General features: G+C 68.1%; 17 protein-coding genes. 10 read left to right on the forward strand and 7 right to left on the reverse strand.

Going from position 1 to position 18,533, the window contains the following annotated elements; all coding sequences use genetic code 11:
- Nucleotides 1–52: 52 nt before the first annotated feature.
- Nucleotides 53–1,129: a septation protein SepH gene (gene sepH, locus ASF30_RS08080; protein WP_055904323.1), complete on the reverse strand. Its 1,077-nt coding sequence runs from the start codon at nt 1,127–1,129 to the stop codon at nt 53–55.
- A 200-nt stretch (nt 1,130–1,329) separates the two neighbouring features.
- Here sepH and ASF30_RS08085 point away from each other — a divergent pair, with 200 nt between their 5' ends.
- Nucleotides 1,330–1,623, forward strand: coding sequence for a DUF4193 domain-containing protein (locus tag ASF30_RS08085; protein ID WP_055822720.1), 294 nt, complete (start codon nt 1,330–1,332; stop codon nt 1,621–1,623).
- On the opposite strand, the gene ASF30_RS08090 is transcribed toward ASF30_RS08085, so the two are convergent.
- The gene (locus ASF30_RS08090) at nt 1,620–2,090 is read right to left on the reverse strand and encodes a DUF3093 domain-containing protein (RefSeq protein ID WP_055904329.1); all 471 of its coding nucleotides are present in this window, start codon (nt 2,088–2,090) and stop codon (nt 1,620–1,622) included. The genes ASF30_RS08085 and ASF30_RS08090 overlap by 4 nt on opposite strands.
- Nucleotides 2,091–2,128: 38 nt before the next feature.
- Between ASF30_RS08090 and dut the strand changes: the two genes are divergently transcribed.
- The 4 genes from dut (at nt 2,129) to acnA (ending at nt 7,026) form a co-directional block, all read left to right on the forward strand.
- Entirely contained in the window at nt 2,129–2,602 is a 474-nt protein-coding gene (gene dut / locus ASF30_RS08095) for a dUTP diphosphatase (RefSeq protein ID WP_055904331.1), read from the forward strand.
- A complete protein-coding gene (locus tag ASF30_RS08100) occupies nt 2,599–3,225 on the forward strand; it encodes a DUF3710 domain-containing protein (RefSeq protein ID WP_055904334.1) in 627 nt (208 codons plus the stop codon). The genes dut and ASF30_RS08100 overlap by 4 nt, the downstream gene beginning before the upstream one ends.
- The gene (locus tag ASF30_RS08105; RefSeq protein ID WP_055904337.1) at nt 3,218–4,027 is read left to right on the forward strand and encodes a DUF3159 domain-containing protein; all 810 of its coding nucleotides are present in this window, start codon (nt 3,218–3,220) and stop codon (nt 4,025–4,027) included. Before ASF30_RS08100 ends, ASF30_RS08105 begins: the two co-directional genes overlap by 8 nt.
- Before the next feature lie 185 nt (nt 4,028–4,212).
- Entirely contained in the window at nt 4,213–7,026 is a 2,814-nt protein-coding gene (gene acnA, locus ASF30_RS08110) for an aconitate hydratase AcnA (RefSeq protein WP_055904340.1), read from the forward strand.
- Nucleotides 7,027–7,151: 125 nt separating this feature from the next.
- Here the strand turns inward: acnA and ASF30_RS08115 are convergent, their stop codons facing one another.
- Nucleotides 7,152–7,499, reverse strand: a complete 348-nt coding sequence (locus tag ASF30_RS08115; RefSeq protein ID WP_055904343.1) for a LysR family transcriptional regulator — start codon at nt 7,497–7,499, stop codon at nt 7,152–7,154.
- Nucleotides 7,500–7,664: 165 nt separating this feature from the next.
- On the opposite strand from ASF30_RS08115, the gene dxs reads away from it, so the two are divergent.
- The 4 genes from dxs to ASF30_RS08135 all read left to right on the forward strand — a co-directional run bounded on the left by dxs (nt 7,665) and on the right by ASF30_RS08135 (nt 11,973).
- On the forward strand, nt 7,665–9,608 hold the full coding sequence (gene dxs / locus ASF30_RS08120; protein ID WP_055904346.1) for a 1-deoxy-D-xylulose-5-phosphate synthase: 1,944 nt from the start codon (nt 7,665–7,667) through the stop codon (nt 9,606–9,608).
- Between the two features lie 55 nt (nt 9,609–9,663).
- Nucleotides 9,664–10,047 (forward strand): MerR family transcriptional regulator, encoded by a 384-nt coding sequence (locus tag ASF30_RS08125; protein WP_055904348.1) that lies wholly within the window; start codon nt 9,664–9,666, stop codon nt 10,045–10,047.
- Nucleotides 10,044–11,015, forward strand: a complete 972-nt coding sequence (locus tag ASF30_RS08130) for an aldo/keto reductase (protein ID WP_055904351.1) — start codon at nt 10,044–10,046, stop codon at nt 11,013–11,015. The genes ASF30_RS08125 and ASF30_RS08130 overlap by 4 nt, the downstream gene beginning before the upstream one ends.
- 181 nt (nt 11,016–11,196) lie before the next feature.
- Nucleotides 11,197–11,973 (forward strand): DarT ssDNA thymidine ADP-ribosyltransferase family protein, encoded by a 777-nt coding sequence (locus tag ASF30_RS08135; protein WP_055904354.1) that lies wholly within the window; start codon nt 11,197–11,199, stop codon nt 11,971–11,973.
- 69 nt (nt 11,974–12,042) lie between these two features.
- Here ASF30_RS08135 and ASF30_RS08140 read toward each other — a convergent pair whose 3' ends face one another.
- From ASF30_RS08140 to ASF30_RS08155, 4 genes are all read right to left on the reverse strand, one after another.
- Nucleotides 12,043–14,181 carry a 3-hydroxyacyl-CoA dehydrogenase NAD-binding domain-containing protein gene (locus ASF30_RS08140; protein WP_055904357.1) on the reverse strand — a complete coding sequence of 713 codons (2,139 nt, stop codon included), beginning with the start codon at nt 14,179–14,181 and terminating at the stop codon, nt 12,043–12,045.
- Nucleotides 14,182–14,187: 6 nt separating this feature from the next.
- Nucleotides 14,188–15,393: a thiolase family protein gene (locus ASF30_RS08145; protein ID WP_055904360.1), complete on the reverse strand. Its 1,206-nt coding sequence runs from the start codon at nt 15,391–15,393 to the stop codon at nt 14,188–14,190.
- A gap of 75 nt (nt 15,394–15,468) precedes the next feature.
- Nucleotides 15,469–16,668, reverse strand: coding sequence for a ribonuclease D (locus ASF30_RS08150; protein ID WP_055904363.1), 1,200 nt, complete (start codon nt 16,666–16,668; stop codon nt 15,469–15,471).
- Nucleotides 16,665–17,255 (reverse strand): DUF3000 domain-containing protein, encoded by a 591-nt coding sequence (locus tag ASF30_RS08155; RefSeq protein ID WP_055904366.1) that lies wholly within the window; start codon nt 17,253–17,255, stop codon nt 16,665–16,667. Before ASF30_RS08155 ends, ASF30_RS08150 begins: the two co-directional genes overlap by 4 nt.
- A gap of 78 nt (nt 17,256–17,333) precedes the next feature.
- Between ASF30_RS08155 and ASF30_RS08160 the strand changes: the two genes are divergently transcribed.
- Nucleotides 17,334–18,533 carry an alpha/beta hydrolase gene (locus tag ASF30_RS08160; protein ID WP_055904371.1) on the forward strand — a complete coding sequence of 400 codons (1,200 nt, stop codon included), beginning with the start codon at nt 17,334–17,336 and terminating at the stop codon, nt 18,531–18,533.

Consider the following 18,533-nt stretch of genomic DNA (forward strand, 5'->3'; position numbering starts at 1 on the left):
CCCCGCCGCGTGGGGTGCGACGGGGCCGATGGTGAGGGATGGTGCGTGGTGTCTACGCCAGGTCGTCGTCCGTGCGGGCGCCGAACACGATCTCGTCCCAGCTGGGCATCGACGTGCGGCCCTTCTTGCGGGAGACGGAGCCGTTCGAGCCGGTCTGGTTCACCCAGTCGCGCCTCGTGCCCGTCGCCACCGTCGGAACCGGGTTCACCGGGGGAGTGGCCGGGATGGGGAGTTCGGGCTGCTCGGAGACCGGTGCCGGGCCGCGCGAACTGATGACGGTGTCTTCCTGGAAGGTCGCGGACTCGCGCTCTCCGCGTCGACGGCGCAGCGCTTCGAGGAGATCGGCGGTCTCGCTCAACGACTTGGGCGGGTCGTCGGCTCGGTTGATGGCCGCCTTCGTGACAGCAGCGCTTGAGACGCCGGTTCGCCCGTACGGGATCGGCTCAGCGGGTGCCTCGACATCGGCCTGCTCGATCAGCGGGTCGCGGAACGTGAAAGCGCCGCTGTCGAAACGCGACTGGTCGGCATCCGCCGTGTCCACGGCGCGGAGCCGGGGGATGAGCGAGCCTGTGAGTTCACCCTGCTGGGAGAGCGTGATGGCCTCGCTGTTCAGCGGGGCGAGGGCCAGCTTCTTCGGCTCGAAGCCCCAGCGGGCGTCGTGATCGATGGAGTCGGCCGTGAACTCGAGCTTGATGATCCAGCCGCCGGCCGGTTCCTTCCAGCTCGCCCAGCGCTCGTTCGAGGCGCCGAGAGAGGCGAGACGCTGACGCATCACGCCGCCGAAGCTCGAATCGTCGTCCGCCGGGTCCGGTTCCTGGGTCGGATGCACGGGAACGCTCAGCGCGCTGGTGAGCACGTGTTCGCGTTCGGCGAGCACCGGCCCCTCGAACCGCTGGATGTACTCCAGTGAGGCTCCAGTGACCGCTGCGACGTCTTCGGCGCTCATTCCCGAGCGCACGTATGCCTGCACCTCGCGAGGCGACAGCTTCTGGCTCCCTGTCGGCTCGGGGTTCGCTCGACGCAGGCGGGACTGCATCACCTCGTCGATCACGATCCGGAAGCGGTCGCCGTCGTCAGAGGCGACGACCAGTGCCCCGTTCTCGACTCCGATTACCTTCAATTCCTGCATCGGGATAGCCCTCTCGTGCTCGCAACTTCACGCCAAGGGTCGCACGTCGAGTCCCCAATTCGCGGGAATACCATCCGCGTGCCGGAAGTTGACCCGGATGACCTGAGAAGGCGCCGAATGGCCGTTTGCTATTCCCGCCCGATTGGGGCACACTATCGTCGCCGTTCTCATGAGGAACGGCGGTAACTGAATGGATGGGCATGGCAACGGATTACGACGCACCGCGAAAGACTGACGACGACTCCGAGTCGATCGAAGCACTCAAGGAGCGAGTACCCGACAAGATGTCCGGCGTCGTCGACGTCGAAGACGCCGACAACCCCGGCGGTTTCGAGCTGCCCGGTGCAGACCTCTCCGACCTTGACCTCGACGTGGTCGTGCTGCCTCCCCAGGCAGACGAATTCACCTGCGTGAACTGCTTCCTCGTGAAGCACCGCTCGCAGATCGACCACGACAGCAAGCTCGGCCCGGTGTGCCTGGAGTGCGCCGCCTAGGACACATCGTCGTTCGACTCGACTGGCCGTTGCGATCCATTGATCGCAGCGGCCAGTTCTCTTCCATGGCGGGTCGAGACGATCCAGTACGGAGCCGGATCCTCGGCCGCTGGGAGAAGCGGAACCTTCACGACGTCGTCGACATAGCCGCGGATCATCAACCAGGCGCGGGCATCGAGGTTCGGCCCGCGCTCGCGCCAGGCCGCCTGCCCGCTGTACGAGGTCGCGTCCCCCACGAGCGAGAGCGGGATGGACGCCTTTCCGGCACTGAGTCTTCCGTCAGCCACGGTCACGGTGGGTGCCGACAGGATGAGCCCGGCCACGCACCCGCCGTAGAGCACTATCGCCGTGATGATCCCGGCCGTCACCGAGATCGGCGCCAGCACCAGAATCGATGCGGGGATGACGAGGGCTGTCGAGATGAACAGCCACGGGGCTGGCCAGAGGCGTTCGCGGTAGTCGGGCATGGCTCTATTCGATCAGATATCTGCACTACCCTCGACACGTGGCAGATTCCGTCGAGGTCCTCATCACTGCGTCCACCCTCCCGAGCTACTCCCACCCGGGTGACGCCGGGGCCGACCTGCACTCGGCCGAGGCACTCGTGCTCGAGCCCGGCGAACGGGCCACTGTGGGAACCGGTGTCGCGATAGCACTGCCCGACGGCTACGCCGCCTTCGTGGTTCCGCGCAGCGGCCTCGCGTCCAAGCACGGCATCACCATCGTCAATTCCCCCGGAACCGTCGATGCCGGCTACCGCGGTGAGATCAAGGTCGCGCTGCTCAACACGGACTCGTCGATGCCGTACTCTGTCGCAGTCGGCGATCGCATCGCCCAATTGATCATCATGCCCGTCACCCGGGCCCGCTTCATCGAGGTCGAACGCCTCCCGGGAAGCGACCGGGGTGAGGGCGGATTCGGTTCCACGGGCACCGCTGCCCGCACGGCTACCGACTCGACAGCAGGAGAGAACGCGTGAGCGACATCGAGACCATCGGCGAGTTCCCCGTCGACCAGCCCAAGTCGGCCCCCGAGGATCGCGCCGAGAACGGCCCGTTCGACGAGGTCGAGGCCAGCCCCGTGCGCCCGTACGTCGATCTCGGCGGAGTGAAGATCCTCCCGCGCGAGGGGTTGCACCTCCGACTGGAGATCGAGGAGGAGTCCAAGCGCGTCGTGGCGATCGGCCTCGACTACGCCAACTCGACGCTGCAGGTGCAGCCTTTCGCGGCCCCGCGCTCGAGTGGGCTCTGGCACGAGATCCGCGATCAGATCAGCGACCAGATCGCCAAGCAGGGCGGGACGACGACCCTCCGTGAAGGCCCGTTCGGCCCCGAGCTCCTGGCGCAGATCCCCGTCGCGTCGGCGACGGCCACCCCTGGAACCACCCGCCTGGCGCGCTTCATCGGCGTCGACGGACCGCGTTGGTTCCTGCGCGGCGTCATCGCCGGCGAGGGTGCCGTGAACGCCGATGCCGCCGCAGCCGTCGAGGACCTGTTCCGCAGCATCGTCGTCGTGCGCGGCACCACGCCGATGCCGCCTCGCGACCTGATCCCGCTCCGCATGCCGACCAACCCGGCCGGAGACACCACCACCAGTGTCTGAGTCGACGACGCCGGGCCCGGAGGACGCCACGCCGGCCGAATCCGTTCCCCGCGACGCGACGCCGACCGCCGCGTCCGGCGACCCGAAGCGTTCGCGCGCTGACGAGCCCGAGCTGGCCACGACCTTCGCCGCTCAGTTGGCCGGGGCCGCCGAGAAGGCGGGGCTCGGGCAGATCGCCCGCGACGAGACGCTCTCGAGCGGCGACATCCTGAAGGCGCTTGGCGGCATCCGGGGTCTCGCCGAGGCGATCCTTCCCGGGCTCGTCTTCCTCATCGTCTACACCTTCGCGAAGGACCTGGTCCTGGCCCTCGTGGCCTCGGTCGGCCTCGCCGCCGTGTTCACGGTCATCAGGCTGGCCACTCGCACTCCCGTCACCCAGGCCTTCGCCGGCCTCATCGCCGTGGCGGCATCCGCAGCGCTCGCACTCTGGACTGGACGCGGCCAGGACAACTTCGTGCTGGGGCTCATCACCAATGCCGCCTACGTCGTCGCTCTGCTCACCTCGTTGCTGGTGAAGTGGCCGCTGTTGGGTCTCGCCGTCGGCTTCCTGATGGGCGACGGGCTCGCGTGGAAGACCGACAAGCGCAAGTGCCGCGCGATGGTGCTCATCACGGCCTGCTGGCTCGCCCTCTTCGCTCTCCGGCTCATCGTGCAGCTCCCACTGTTCTTCGCGGGGAACGTCGAGGCGCTGGGCGTCACGAAGCTCCTCATGGGAGTGCCGCTCTACGCGATCCTGCTCGTGGTGTCGTGGCTCATCGTGCGCACCGTGTACCCGAAGGTCGACACGACGACGGCGCGCTGAGCTCTCCGCATCCGGTGCTAGAGTTATCTTGATATCAAGATAGATTTCACACTCGGAGCGGCTCGGATGAGCACTGCCGCCGGGCTGCCCGCTTAGGTTAGCCTTGCTGGATCAGAGCACTACCCGGCCGCGAAGATGAAGTGTTGCCGGATTCACTCCGGGCGGACCACCTAAGGAGATGCGACGTGTCTGCAGTAAACAGTTTCGGGGCGAAGGACACCCTCCGGGTCGGTGAGACGGACTACGAGGTCTTCCGCATCGACACCGTCGACGGGTACGAGAAGCTCCCGTTCAGCCTCAAGGTGCTCCTGGAGAACCTCCTCCGCACCGAGGACGGCGCCAACATCACCGACGCGCACATCCGTGCCCTCGGTTCGTGGGTGCCCACCGCTGAGCCCGACACCGAGATCCAGTTCACGCCCGCGCGCGTCGTGATGCAGGACTTCACCGGTGTTCCCTGCATCGTCGACCTCGCCACCATGCGCGAGGCCGTCGAGGCGCTCGGCGGAGACCCCAAGAAGATCAACCCGCTCGCCCCGGCTGAGATGGTCATCGACCACTCGGTCATCGCCGACCTCTTCGGCACCGAGAACGCCCTCGAGCGCAACGTCGAGATCGAGTACGAGCGCAACGGCGAGCGCTACCAGTTCCTGCGCTGGGGCCAGACCGCCTTCGACGACTTCAAGGTCGTCCCGCCGGGAACCGGCATCGTGCACCAGGTCAACATCGAGCACCTCGCCAAGGTCATCTACGACCGCCCCGTCAACGGCGTGCTCCGCGCCTACCCCGACACCTGCGTCGGAACCGACTCGCACACCACCATGGTCAATGGCCTCGGCGTGCTGGGCTGGGGCGTCGGCGGCATCGAGGCCGAGGCGGCCATGCTCGGCCAGCCCGTCTCCATGCTCATCCCCAAGGTCGTCGGCTTCAAGCTGTCCGGCTCCATCCCGACCGGTGTCACGGCGACGGATGTCGTGCTCACGATCACCGACATGCTGCGCAAGCACGGCGTCGTCGGGAAGTTCGTCGAGTTCTACGGCGAGGGCGTGGCTTCGGTGCCCCTGGCCAACCGCGCCACCATCGGCAACATGAGCCCCGAGTTCGGCTCGACCGCAGCCATGTTCCCGATCGACGACGTCACGCTCGACTACCTGCGCCTCACCGGCCGCAGCGAGCAGCAGGTCGCGCTCGTCGAGGCCTACGCGAAGCTGCAGACCCTCTGGCACGACGCCGAGAAGGAGCCCGTCTTCAGCGAGTACCTCGAACTCGACCTCTCCACCGTTGTCCCGTCGATCGCCGGACCGAAGCGTCCGCAGGACCGCATCATCCTGGCCGACGCGAAGAGTCACTTCGAGAGCGACCTCACCGACTACGCCGAGATCGACCACGACCTCGTCGACCTCGAGGGCTCCGAGTCCTTCCCGGCATCCGACCCGCCCGGAAACTCGCCTGAGGACGAGCACTCCACTCACGCGCATCACCACCACAGCCATGCTCCGGCGAACATCTCGAAGCCGACGGCTGTGGAGCTCGCCGACGGCCAGAAGTTCACGCTCGACCACGGCGCCGTCACCATCGCCGCGATCACCTCGTGCACGAACACGTCGAACCCGTCCGTCATGCTCGCTGCAGGCCTCCTGGCCCGCAATGCCGTGCGCAAGGGCCTCAAGGCCAAGCCGTGGGTCAAGACCACGCTGGCTCCGGGCTCGAAGGTCGTCACCGACTACTACGAGAAGGCCGGCCTGACGCAGGACCTCGAGGACCTCGGCTTCTACACCGTCGGCTACGGCTGCACCACCTGCATCGGCAACTCCGGACCCCTCATCGAGGAGGTCTCGGCCGCGATCAACGAGAACGACCTCGCCGTGACGGCCGTGCTCTCGGGCAACCGCAACTTCGAGGGTCGCATCAACCCCGACGTGAAGATGAACTACCTCGCGAGCCCGCCGCTCGTGATCGCGTACTCGCTCGCCGGTTCGATGAACTTCGACTTCGAGGTCGACGCGCTCGGCACTGACACCGACGGCAACGACGTCTTCCTCAAGGACATCTGGCCCGACGCCGCCGAGGTGCAGTCCACCATCGACAGCTCCATCAACAAGGAGATGTTCACGCACCAGTACGCGAGCGTCTTCGAGGGCGACGACCGTTGGCGCAACCTGCCGACGCCGACCGGCGCCACCTTCGAGTGGGATGCCGAGTCCACCTACGTGCGGAAACCCCCGTACTTCGACGGCATGACCATGGAGACCACTCCGGTCACCGACATCGTCGGCGCCCGCGTTCTCGCCAAGCTCGGCGACTCGGTCACGACGGACCACATCAGCCCGGCCGGCAACATCAAGGCCGACAGCCCCGCCGGACGCTACCTCGACGAGCACGGCGTGGAGCGCAAGGACTACAACTCCTACGGCTCGCGTCGCGGCAACCACGAGGTGATGATCCGCGGGACCTTCGCGAACATCCGTCTCAAGAACCAGCTGCTCGACGGCGTGGAGGGCGGCTACACCCGCGACTTCACCCAGGCGGATGCGCCGCAGTCGTTCATCTACGACGCCAGCCAGAACTACCAGGCCGCCGGCACCCCGCTCGTGATCTTCGGCGGCAAGGAGTACGGCTCCGGATCGTCGCGCGACTGGGCGGCGAAGGGCACGAGCCTCCTGGGCGTCAAGGCCGTCATCACGGAGAGCTTCGAGCGCATCCACCGCTCCAACCTCATCGGCATGGGCGTCGTCCCGCTGCAGTTCCCCGCCGGTGAGAGCTGGGCGTCGCTCGGCCTCGACGGCACCGAGGTCGTCTCGATCTCGGGCATCGAGGAGCTGAACAACGGCACCACTCCGAAGACCGTGCACGTCACGGCCGCGCCGAGCGAGCACTCGCCCGCCGGCAAGGAGACCGTCGAGTTCGACGCCGTCGTGCGTATCGACACTCCCGGTGAGGCCGACTACTACCGCAACGGCGGCATCCTGCAGTACGTGCTGCGCTCGCTCGTCGCGTAGTCACGAAGGCACCGCCACACCGAACTGCCCACTTCCGCCAGTCCGAGCGTCAGCTCACTGGCGGAAGTGGGCAGTTCGCGTTCCGGCCCGAGCACGCAGGCGGCGACCTCGCGGCTCAGCGCGCTTCAGCGCGACTGGCGCTTCTTGTACGGTAGCGGTTCGCCCTTCACCCGAGGGGCGCGTCCGACACCCTTCGACGCCTTGGCCTTGCCGCCGGTCTTGGCCGGCGGCGGAGCGTTGGCGGCATCGAAGGCCGCGATCTCCTCGTTCGCCGTCGCCAGGAACAGCTCGCCGGCATCCGTCAGCGTCATCGGTCCATTGCCGCGCCGGATCAGCACGGCACCGGCCACGGCCTCGAGCTGGTTCAGAGAACCGCTGAGGGTCGCATGCGAGACGCCGAGAGCGGATGCGGCACGCCCGAGGTCGAGCTCGTTCGCCAGGGCGACGTAGTGCCGGAGCATGGTGATGTCCACGGGGTGGCCTCTCGTTTCCGAGTCGCGCACTGCACGGCTCCTGTCCAGAGTACGGCGCTCGCGCCTCGCGCAAGCCCCACTGTCGTCACGGGGACGATCGGGTCCGACCGCGTAGACTCGATCGAAGCCACCGGGATGACCGGCGGCGAGTGAAAGGCGGTTCAGATGACCCTTCTGGAGACGATCAGAGGTCCCCGGGACCTCGACGCCCTCACGAAGGAGCAGCTGGAGCAGCTGGCCGTGGAGATCCGCGAGCACCTCGTGCTGAACGTCGCGAAGACCGGCGGTCACCTGGGCCCGAACCTCGGCGTGGTCGAACTCACCCTCGCAATCCACAGCGTGTTCGACTCGCCCCGCGACTCGATCGTCTTCGACACCGGCCACCAGTCCTACGTGCACAAGATCCTCACCGGACGTCAGGACTTCTCCACGCTCCGCCAGACCGATGGCATGGCGGGTTACCCGCAGCGGTCGGAGTCGGAGCACGACATCGTCGAGAGCTCGCACGCGTCGAGCTCGCTGTCCTGGGCCGACGGCATCTCCCGGGCATTCTCGATGACGGGCCAGACCGATCGCACGGTGGTGGCAGTCGTCGGAGACGGCGCCCTCACGGGCGGGATGACGTGGGAGGCCCTCAACAACATCAGCGACGACAACACCCGTCGCCTCGTCATCGTCGTCAACGACAACGGCCGCTCCTATGCGCCGACGATCGGCGGCATGGCGCGCTTCCTCAACACCGTGCGCACCCGGCGCAGCTATCGCAGCCTGTACCTGACCAGTCGCGAGGCCTTCGACAAGCTCGGGGCCCCGGGCCGGGCCGTGTACCGCGGATTCCGCGGCGGCCTGCACGGCTTCCTCGCCCGCTTCACCAACAACGAGGCGCTGTACTCGAACCTCGACATCAAGTACATCGGACCCGTGCACGGCCACGACATCCAGGCGCTGCGTGAGGCGCTCGAGCAGGCGAAGGGCTACGGCGCCCCCGTGATCGTGCACGCCATCACGGAGAAGGGACGCGGCTACGAGCCGGCACTGCGCGACGTCGCCGACCAGTTCCACGCCGTCGGGCAGATCGATCCCGAGACAGGGGAGTCGCTCGAACCCGGGGAAGCCGCCAGTTGGACGAGCGTCTTCGCCGACCGCCTGGTGCAGCTCGCCGAGCGCGACGAGCGCATCGTGGGCATCACGGCGGCCATGCTGCGACCGACGGGTCTGCACAAGATGGCCGAGCGGTTCCCGGGCAGGGTGATCGACGTCGGCATCGCCGAGCAGCACGCGGCCACCTCGGCCGCCGGCCTCGCCTTCGGCGGTATGCACCCCGTCGTGGCCATCTACGCCACCTTCATCAACCGCGCGTTCGACCAGGTGCTCATGGACGTGGCCCTGCACAAGGCCGGCGTGACCTTCGTACTCGACCGTGCCGGCGTCACCGGCCCGGACGGCCCCAGCCACCACGGCGTCTGGGACCTCGCCATCCTGCAGGTCGTGCCGGGTATCCGCCTCGCAGCTCCGCGAGACTCGCTGCGGCTCGAGGAGGAGCTGACCGAGGCTGTGGCCGTCGATGACGCCCCCACGGTGCTGCGCTTCCCGAAGGGCAACGTCGGCGAACGCTTCGACGCGATCCGTCGCACGGATGATGGCGTCGACGTGCTCTACGAGGGCGCCGGTCACGACGTGCTGATCGTCACGGTGGGCCCGATGGCCGGGATCGGGCTCGAGGTCGCCGAGCGACTGGCAGCACAGGGCATCGATGCCACCGTCGTCGACCCGCGCTGGGTCGTGCCGGTGCCGCGCAGCGTGGTGGAGATGTCGGCACAGCACCGCATCGTCGTCTGCATCGAGGACGGCATCCGTGTCGGCGGAATCGGAACCCGCATCCGCCAGGACCTGCGCGAGGCGGGCGTTGACACGGCCGTGACCGAGGTCGGGCTTCCCGACGAGTTCCTCGACCACGGCTCGCGCGCCGACATCCTGGAGCGCACGGGCATGACACCCCAGCACATCGCCCACGACGTCGTCGGCATGGTGCTCGGCTCGAAACTGCCCCGTGCACGGGCCATCGACACCGGATCCACTCCGATCACGGCCGGCTCCAGCGAACACTGAGTATCCGCCGGGCTCGTTTGACTTCGAGTGCGCTCGAAGTTCTATCGTGGGCCCTATGGAGACACTCGAGCACACGTACTCGATCTCGGAAGCCGCTGAGCGCACGGGCCTGACCGCCCACACGCTCCGCTACTACGAGCGAACAGGCCTGATGCTGACGCCCGTGGACCGAGCGTCATCGACCCACCGTCGCTTCACCGAGCAGGACATCACCTGGGTGTCCTTCCTCACGAAGCTCCGGGCGACGTCGATGCCGATAGCCCGCATCCGGGATTACGTCGTCCTCGTGCGCGAGGGAGACGACTCGACGGCGGCACGCCTCGAGCTCCTGCTGCGCCACCGCATCACCGTGGTGGCCCAGCTCGCGGAGATGCAGCGGTCGCTGACCGCCATCGATGTGAAGATCGCCATCTATGAAGAGAAGGTCGCACACGCATGAAGCACGCAACGCTCGGAACCCTCGACGTCTCCCGCCTCGGCCTCGGCTGCATGGGGATGTCGGCGTTCTACTCCGGTGCGGGAACCGACGAGGCGGAATCAATCCGCACGATCCACCGCGCCATCGACCTGGGCATCTCCTTCTTCGACACGGCCGAGATCTACGGACCCTACGTGAACGAGGAGCTGCTCGGCAAGGCGCTGGGCGACCGTCGCGACGATGTCGTGGTGGCCACCAAGTTCGGCACGATCCTGCACCGCGGCGACGGATCCCGGGGCCTCGACGGCTCGGCCGAGAACGTCCGGCTCTCGGTGGAGGGTTCGCTGAAGCGCCTCGGCACCGACCACATCGACCTCTACTACCAGCACCGCATGGATCCCGGAGTACCGATCGAGGAGACAGCCGGCGCCCTGGCCGAGCTCATCGCCGCCGGGAAGATCGGCCACTACGGCCTGTCGGAGGCCGCGCCGGAGACCATCCGTCGCGCCCACGCCGTGCACCCCGTCACGGCTGTGCAGACCGAGTACTCCCTCTGGTCGCGCGACCCTGAAGCCGAGATCCTCCCCGTGCTGCGCGAGCTCGGCATCGGCTTCGTGCCGTATTCGCCGCTCGGTCGCGGGTTCCTCACCGGAGCCATCCGTTCGGTCGACCAGCTCGACGCTTCAGACTTCCGGCGCAGCAACCCGCGGTTCGAGGGCGAGAACCTCGACGCGAACCTCCGCATCGTCGACGCGGTCGAGCAGGTGGCCGCCGAGGTGGACGCAACGCCGGCACAGGTCGCACTGGCCTGGCTGCTCGCTCAGGGCGACGACATCGCCCCGATCCCGGGAACCAAACGGGTCTCGAGGATCGAGGAGAACGCCGGAGCGGATGCCGTGGAGCTGACCGCAGCGCAGCTGAGCACCTTGAGCGACCTCCCCGCACCGGTCGGCGACCGTTATGCGGACATGACGCCGCTCAATCGGTAGCCGATCGACGCCATCTGTGTCGGCAGAGCGGTGCTGCGGCGCGTAACGTAGAGAGAGGTGGTTTCGAGGCGTTCGTCTCGAGTGGGCGGGTGCCACGCACGCGAGAGGTTTCGACTTGGACGAGGAATGCATTCACGGATTCGGACGCGGCGATTGCGCCGCGTGTTATCCGGCGGCTCCGGTGGTCGTCGCACCCCCGGTGCGAAAGGCCAGGACCGCTCCGAAGTCGTCGCTGCGTGAGCCCGTCGGCGGCAGCGGCACGGCGTCTGCGAAGTCGCTCCGGCGCCCGCCCGTCGACGTCGGGGACAGGCGCATCTACCACGTGACCCACGTGGCGAACCTCGCCGGCATCGTCGCGCAGGACATGCTGGTCCCGGATGCCGGAGACACTGCTGCCGAGACCGACGTGCAGGTGTTCTCGGCCGACGAGCGCGCCGCCCGTCGCGGCACGCCGGTGCCCGGACGCGACACCGTCGTGGCCGATCACGTGCCGTTCAGCCTCACGCCGAACTCCAGTGCGTGGGAGAGCATCCGTGCAGGCATCGACGACCCCCGCATCGATCCCGCTGCCGCTGCCGCTGCGGCCTCGGAGTTCGTCGTGCTCGTGAGCACCATTCGCGAGGCCCTCTCGGTGCAGGTCACTGATGACGGGATCTCGTCGACCGGCATCGTCGTCACCGACGGCTACGCGCCGGGGCCGCTCACCCGCTTCGCCACCACGTCGGATGACGTGCAGCGCATGCTCGTGGCGCTCGGCGACGAGGATGAGCCCGATGCCCTGCTCCGGGCCGAACTCCTCGCTCCGGGCGTCTTCCCGCTGGCCAGCATCACGCTGATCGGCGTCGCGAACGACAAGGTACGCGATGAGGTGCGCGGCATCCTGCATGCAGCGGCCCACAAGCCCAAGGTCGCCGTCTACCCGCCGTGGTTCCAGGCGGCAGACGAGGTGCGTTACTAGCAGCACCGCGGCTAGAACGAGAAGAGGGGCGGATCGTGAGATCCGCCCCTCTTGTCATGCTGCCGGTCGTTACGCTCCGACGCCCACGATGCGCGGGTCGTGGAAGGTGGAGCCGAAGGCCCGCTCGCTCGCACCCACCCGATCGAGGTAGGGCGTGAGCCCGCCCATCTGGAACGGGAACCCGGCACCGAGGATCATGCAGAGGTCGATGTCCTCCGCCGCAGCCACGACGTCGTCCTCGAGCATGCGGTGCACCTCGTCGGCGAGGCCGTCCTGCAGGCGCACGAGGATCTCCTCGGCCTGCAGGGGCTCGGTGCCGCCGGCGACGAGCTTGAGGGCGCCCTTGTCGAAGCCCTTCACCTTGCCCTTGGAGTCCTTCTCGAGCAGGGTGCCGTACTCGGCCAGCTTGTGCAGGTTCTCACTGCGGTAGAAACGGTCGGGGAACGCCGCGTGGTGCGTGTCGAGCACGTGGGCGCCGACCTTGAGGCCGACGAGGTCGAGGAGCTCCGACGGGGCCATCGGCAGGCCCAGCGGCGCCATGGCCTCGTCGACGACCGAGAACGGGGTGCCCTTGTCCACGGCGTACATCGCCTCGCCGAGCAGCTTGGCGAGAACCCGGTTGACGACGAATCCGGGGGTGTCCGCCGTGATGACGGCGTTCTTCCGCAGCTTGGCAGCCGTCACCATGGCGGTCGACAGGGTGGCGTCGTCGGTGTGCGGCGTCTTGACGACCTCGATCAGCGGCATGACGGCGACGGGGGTGAAGAAGTGGAAGCCCACGAGGCGCTCCGGGTTGTTCAGCTTCGCGCCGATCTGCTCGACCGAGAGCGAGGAGGTGTTGGTCGCCAGCACGGCCTCGGCGGAGATGTACTGCTCCACCTCGGCGAAGACGTCCTGCTTGATGCCGAGCTCCTCGAAGACGGCCTCGATGACCCAGTCGCAGTCGGCGAAGTCGGCCTTGTCGGTCGTGCCCGTGACCAGGGCACGCAGTCGGTTGGCCTCGTCCGAGCCGATGCGGCCCTTGTCCTGCAGCTTCTGGATCTCGTCGTGGATGTACCCGACGCCCTTGTCGACGCGGGACTGGTCGAGGTCCGTGATGACCACGGGAACCTGCAGGCGACGCAGGAACAGCAGCGCGAACTGGCTGGCCATGTAGCCGGCACCGAGCACGCCCACCTTGGTCACCTTCTTCGCCAGGCCCTTGTCCGGGGCACCCGCAGGACGCTTGGCCCGCTTCTGCACCAGGTTGAAGGCGTAGATGGATGCCTGCAGCTGATCGCCCGCGATGAGGTCGGCGAGGGCGTCGTCCTCGAGCGCGAAGCACTCCTCCTTCGTGCCGCTCTTGGCGGCCTTCAGCAGGTCGAGCGCCGCGAACGGCGACTTCGGGATCGTGCCGAGGCGGCTCGCCACGGTGTCGCGCGCGATCTTGATGGCGATGTCCCACTTGGCGATGCGCTCGAGCTTGCCGGGCGCGTTCTTGCGAACCACCTTCTCGGTGCCGCTCAGCACGCCGTCGACGAAGCGGATGGAGTCCTCGAGGAAGTTGACCGGCGAGAAGATGCGATCGGCGATCCCGAGGTCGAAGGCGTCCTGAGCCTTCAGCGTGCGGTTCTGCTTCAGCGGGTTCTCGATGATCACCTTGAGAGCGTTCTCGATGCCGATCAGGTTGGGCAGCAGGTAGGTGCCGCCCCAGCCGGGGATGAGGCCGAGGAAGACCTCGGGCAGTGCCAGGGCTGCCGCCGAGGAGTCGACGGTGCGGTAGTCGGCGTTCAGCGGCAGCTCGACGCCGCCGCCGAGTGCCAGGCCGTTGATGAACACGAACGACGGGACGCCGAGGGTGGCCTGCTTGCCGAGTACGTGGTGCCCGAGCTGGGCCATCTTCTTGGCGATGTCGCGTGTCGGGATCTCGGCGATCTTCGACAGGTCGGCACCGGCGGCGAGGATGAACGGCTTGCCCGTGGTCGCGACGGCGTGGATCTCGCCCTTCGCGGCCCGCTCGGCGAGGGCGTCGTAGGTCGCGCCCAGTTCGAGCAGCGATGCCGGGCCGAAGGTGCTCGGACGGGTGTGATCGCGCCCGTTGTCCAGGGTCACGAGGGCGAGCGTCCGGCCTGAGGCGAGCGGGATGTCGCGCACGTACGAGTGCGTGACGACCTCGTCATCAGTGAGGGCGGCGAGCTCGGAGAAGTCGATCTTCGAGTAGTCGGTCATATCGGCTCAGCGGCCCTTTCCGTACTTCTTGTGGTGGGGGTTCTCCCAGATGACGCTTCCGCCCTGTCCGAGTCCGACGCACATCGCCGTCAGGCCGTAGCGCACCTCGGGGTGCTGCTCGAACTGGCGGGCGAGCTGGATCATGAGGCGCACGCCGCTGGCGGCGAGAGGGTGGCCGATGGCGATGGCGCCGCCCCACTTGTTGACCCGCGGGTCCTCGTCGGCGATGCCGAAGTGGTCCAGGAACGAGAGCACCTGGACGGCGAAGGCCTCGTTGAGCTCGAACAGGCCGATGTCCTCGATCGACAGGCCCGCATTCCTCAGGGCACGCTCCGTCGAGGGGATCGGACCGATGCCCATGACCTCGGGCTCCACGCCGGCGAAGCCGAAGCTCACCATGCGCATCTTGGTCTGGAGGCCGAGTTCCTTGGCGGCGGTCGACGACGCGAGGATCGACGCAGTCGCGCCATCCGTCAGCGGTGACGCGTTTCCGGCCGTGACGCGACCGTGCGGGCGGAACGGCGTCTTCAACGACGCCAGTCCTTCCATGGTCGTGTTGGGGCGCATGCCCTCGTCCTCGGTGGCGAGGCCCCAACCGGCCTCGCTGCGGAGCGACACCGGGATGAGGTCGGGCTGGATGTCGCCCGAGGCGTAGGCCGCGGCGACCTTCTGCTGGCTCAGCATGCCGAAGCGGTCGGCCCGCTCCTTGGTCAGCGACGGGAAGCGGTCGTGCAGGCGCTCGGCCGTGTTGCCCATGTTGAGAGCGTCGGCCGCGACGAGCTTCTCGGAGAGGAAGCGCGGGTTCGGGTCGACGCCCTCGCCCATCGGGTGGCGGCCCATGTGCTCGACGCCACCGGCGATGACAACGTCGTACTGTCCGAAGGCGATCCCGGAACCGCTCGTCGTGACGGCGGTCATCGCGCCGGCGCACATGCGCTCGATCGCGTAGCCGGGAACGGTGGTCGGCAGGCCCGCGAGGAGAGCCGCCGTGCGGCCGAGGGTCAGGCCCTGGTCGCCCTGCTGCGTCGTGGCTGCGATCGCCACCTCGTCGATCCTGTCCTTCGGCAGACCGGAGTTCCGCTCGAGCAGTCCGACGATGGCCTTGACCACCAGATCGTCCGCCCGGGTGTTCCAGTACATGCCCTTTTCGCCTGCTCTGCCGAACGGGGTGCGTACCCCGTCGACGAACACGACATCAGCTCTTTCGGCCACTTCGCCTCCACTATCGGATCAGTCTTCCTCGATCCTAGGCAGGGCGTCTGCGGGCACTGAATCGTTTGACAGAACCTACGAAGGCGCTTCCGTGCTCGCGTCGGGCTCTTGGCCAGCATCCACAAAGGCATCGGCGATCACCTGTGAGGTTGCTTCAACCTGCCAGGAGCGTGCGCCGAGCCTGATGAGTTCTTCGGCGACGGATGCCCCGTCGATGACGGCCGGGGGCGACCAGGCCGCGCGGCGCAGCAGGTCGGGGGTGAGCAGGTTCTCCATCGGGATGGAGCGCTCCTCGGAGATGAGGGCGACGGCTGCGCGTGCTGCCTTGAGCCGCAGGTCGGCCTCGGGGTTCCGGTCACCCCAGGCACGCGGCGGAGGCAGCGTGTTGTCGCCGCTCTGCTTCATCACGGGAAGGTCGGTGGTGGTGAGCCCGGACTCGACGGCCTGCCACCAGCGCTCCAGCTCCGACCGGCTCGCGCGCCCGGTGAACTCGCGCAGGTCGGCGAGGGCACGCTTGGTGGTGGGCATGGCGCGGGCGACGGCGACGAGTGAGGCATCCGGAACCAGACGACCGGGGGCGATGTCACGCTCCTGGGCCAGGGAGTCGCGGGCGAGCCAGAGTTCCCTGGCGACGGCCAGGCTGCGCTGGCCGCGCAGGGCGTGGACTCCGGAGAGCCGGCGCCAGGGGTCGGCACGCACGGCCTTCGCCTCACGATCGAGCGTCGCCTGGAATTCCTCGCCCGCTATGCCGCGCTTGTCGGCGTCGTCGAGCATGGTGGCGAGCGCGTCGCGGAGGTCGACGAGCAGTTCGACGTCGAGGGCAGCGTATTCGAGCCAGGATGCCGGCAGCGGTCGGGTCGACCAGTCGGCAGCGGAGTGCTCCTTGGCGAGGTGGATGCCGAGGAGTTCCTCGACGACGGTTCCGAGGCCCACGCGCGGGAGGCCGAGCAGGCGCGCCGCGAGTTCGGTGTCGAAGATGACGGCGGGGTCGAGGCCGACCTCGCGCAGGCAGGCGAGGTCCTGGCTCGCCGCGTGCAGCACCCACTCCACCTCGGCGACGGCGTCGTCGAGTTCGGTCATCTCCCCGATCGCCGGTGGATCGAAGAGGAACACTCCGGAGCCGCGCCGGAAGACCTGGATGAGATAGGCGCGCTGGGAGTAGCGGAAACCACTGGCCCTCTCAGCGTCGATCGCGATGGGACCGGAGCCCGCGGCGATCGTCTCGACGGCGGCGAGGTACTCCTCCCGGGTGTCGATGACGTGGCGCTCGGTCACTTGGCCGCCCGACGTGCGCGGATGGACGTGACACCCTCGGCTGCTGGCGGCAGGCCGGCGAGCATGCACAGCAGCTCGCTCCAGCCCTCGACATGAGCGGTCACGTCGTGCTCGAGAGGAGTCCACGAGGCACGCAGTTCGATCTGGGCTCCGTCGCCCTGCCGTGCGAGTTCGCCGAAACCCGACGACAGGATCTTGGTCGCCGTTCCCGATGCCGCCGTGTACTTGGCTCCACGAGTGTCGAGGGCATCGACGAGCCACGACCACGCGACCTCGGCGAGGAACGGATCCGTTCCGATGTCGGTCTCGAGTGGGGCCTGGGCGAAGCAGACGACACGGAAGGCGCCGCCCCACGACTCCGGCTCCTCGGGGTCGTACAGGAGCACGAAACGCCCGGTGCCGAGCTCCGAGTCGCCGTCGTGGCGTGTGGGGGACACATCCGCCGCGAGGGCGACTGCCCATGGTGCGAGGCTGGATGGCGCCGCGATCTCCGTGATCTGGAGCTCGGGGCGCGTTTTCGCCCGACGCACGGCGTCGAGGGCCGCGGCGAACTCCGGGGGAGTCGGCGCTGGTCGGGATTCGGACACGTGTGCAGACTAGAGTCTTTTCGCATCGGCGTCGCTCAGGCACGCCGACCGCTCGTTGGCGATGAAGGGGGACGCCGGATGCCGCAGGATGACGGGGATGCACGCCGATTCGCACGGCGTGTCGGAGTCATCGTCACCGGCATCGTCGCCGTCTCGGTCTGGGTCGTCGTACTGCTCGGGGCGCTCGCGGTGGTCACCCGGTTCGTACGCACCATCGTCGTACCGCGGAACAAGCGCACCGAGCCGGTGCGGGTCCGGAGGGTCGACCTCCACCGCCGGGAGATCGAGTTCGACGGCGACGGTGATTCGCGCACCCCGGGACGGTACAGCTTCTGGTTCGACGACGACGAGGGGCATGCCCGCATCGGCGACATCACCGGGGGCGGTGCCGTGACGGTGACGCGCCGGATCATCGACGTCGACTTCGGCAGCCTGGAGAGCGTCAGGCGTGGTCGGCTCGGCAGCTGGTACCACCTCGGTCCGTGGGAGTTCGACCACCCGTACGACGACATCACCATCGAGACCGAGCGTGGTCCGGCACCGGCCTGGCTCATTCCCGCCGCCGAACCGGGCGACCGGTGGGTCGTGATGGTGCACGGATGGGGCGGACGTCGCCCCGAGTGCCTGCGGGCCGTCGAGGCGTTCCGTCAGGCCGGCTACACCTGCCTGATCATCTCGTACCGCAACGACGGCGAGGCTCCGGACAGCGCCGACGGTCGCTACGGCCTCGGGGACACCGAGTGGCGGGACGTGGAGAGCGCCCTCCTCATCGCTGGGGAGCACGGTGCGACGAGCATCGTGCTCGCGGGCTGGTCCATGGGGGGCGCCATCGCCCTGCAGACAGTGCTGCGCTCCGAGCATGCTGCATCCGTTCACGGTCTCGTGCTCGATTCGCCGGCCGTCGACTGGCACGACATCCTGGCCTTCCAGGGGACCCTCAACAGGCTTCCGGACCCGATCACCCGCACAGTCGTCGGGACTCTCGGCAACGGATGGGGCCGCAGCATCAGCGGACTCGCGAATCCGATCGACTTCGCCCGCCTGAATGTACTCGGACAGGCGGCGCGGCTCGACGTGCCGATGCTGATCCTGCACAGTCGCGACGACGGATTCGTCCCGCACACCGGTTCGTCCAGGCTCGCGGCCCTGAGGCCGGACCTCGTGACCTATGACGAGTGGGGGGAGGCGCGTCACGCCCGCCTCTGGAACTACGACTCCGCTCGCTGGGACCGCAGCGTGGGCGGATGGCTATCCGACCTCGGCGCGCCGACCAGCTGA

This window comes from Leifsonia sp. Leaf264, from assembly GCF_001422325.1.
Lineage (GTDB): Bacteria > Actinomycetota > Actinomycetes > Actinomycetales > Microbacteriaceae > Orlajensenia.

Excerpts from the sequence above, each read along its gene's own strand:
- sepH (WP_055904323.1), bottom strand. The coding sequence starts at position 1,129 with ATGCAGGAATTGAAGGTAATCGGAGTCGAGAACGGGGCACTGGTCGTC.
- ASF30_RS08085 (WP_055822720.1), top strand. The coding sequence starts at position 1,330 with ATGGCAACGGATTACGACGCACCGCGAAAGACTGACGACGACTCCGAG.
- ASF30_RS08090 (WP_055904329.1), bottom strand. The coding sequence starts at position 2,090 with ATGCCCGACTACCGCGAACGCCTCTGGCCAGCCCCGTGGCTGTTCATC.
- dxs (WP_055904346.1), top strand. The coding sequence starts at position 7,665 with ATGACCCTTCTGGAGACGATCAGAGGTCCCCGGGACCTCGACGCCCTC.
- ASF30_RS08125 (WP_055904348.1), top strand. The coding sequence starts at position 9,664 with ATGGAGACACTCGAGCACACGTACTCGATCTCGGAAGCCGCTGAGCGC.
- ASF30_RS08130 (WP_055904351.1), top strand. The coding sequence starts at position 10,044 with ATGAAGCACGCAACGCTCGGAACCCTCGACGTCTCCCGCCTCGGCCTC.
- ASF30_RS08140 (WP_055904357.1), bottom strand. The coding sequence starts at position 14,181 with ATGACCGACTACTCGAAGATCGACTTCTCCGAGCTCGCCGCCCTCACT.
- ASF30_RS08160 (WP_055904371.1), top strand. The coding sequence starts at position 17,334 with ATGCCGCAGGATGACGGGGATGCACGCCGATTCGCACGGCGTGTCGGA.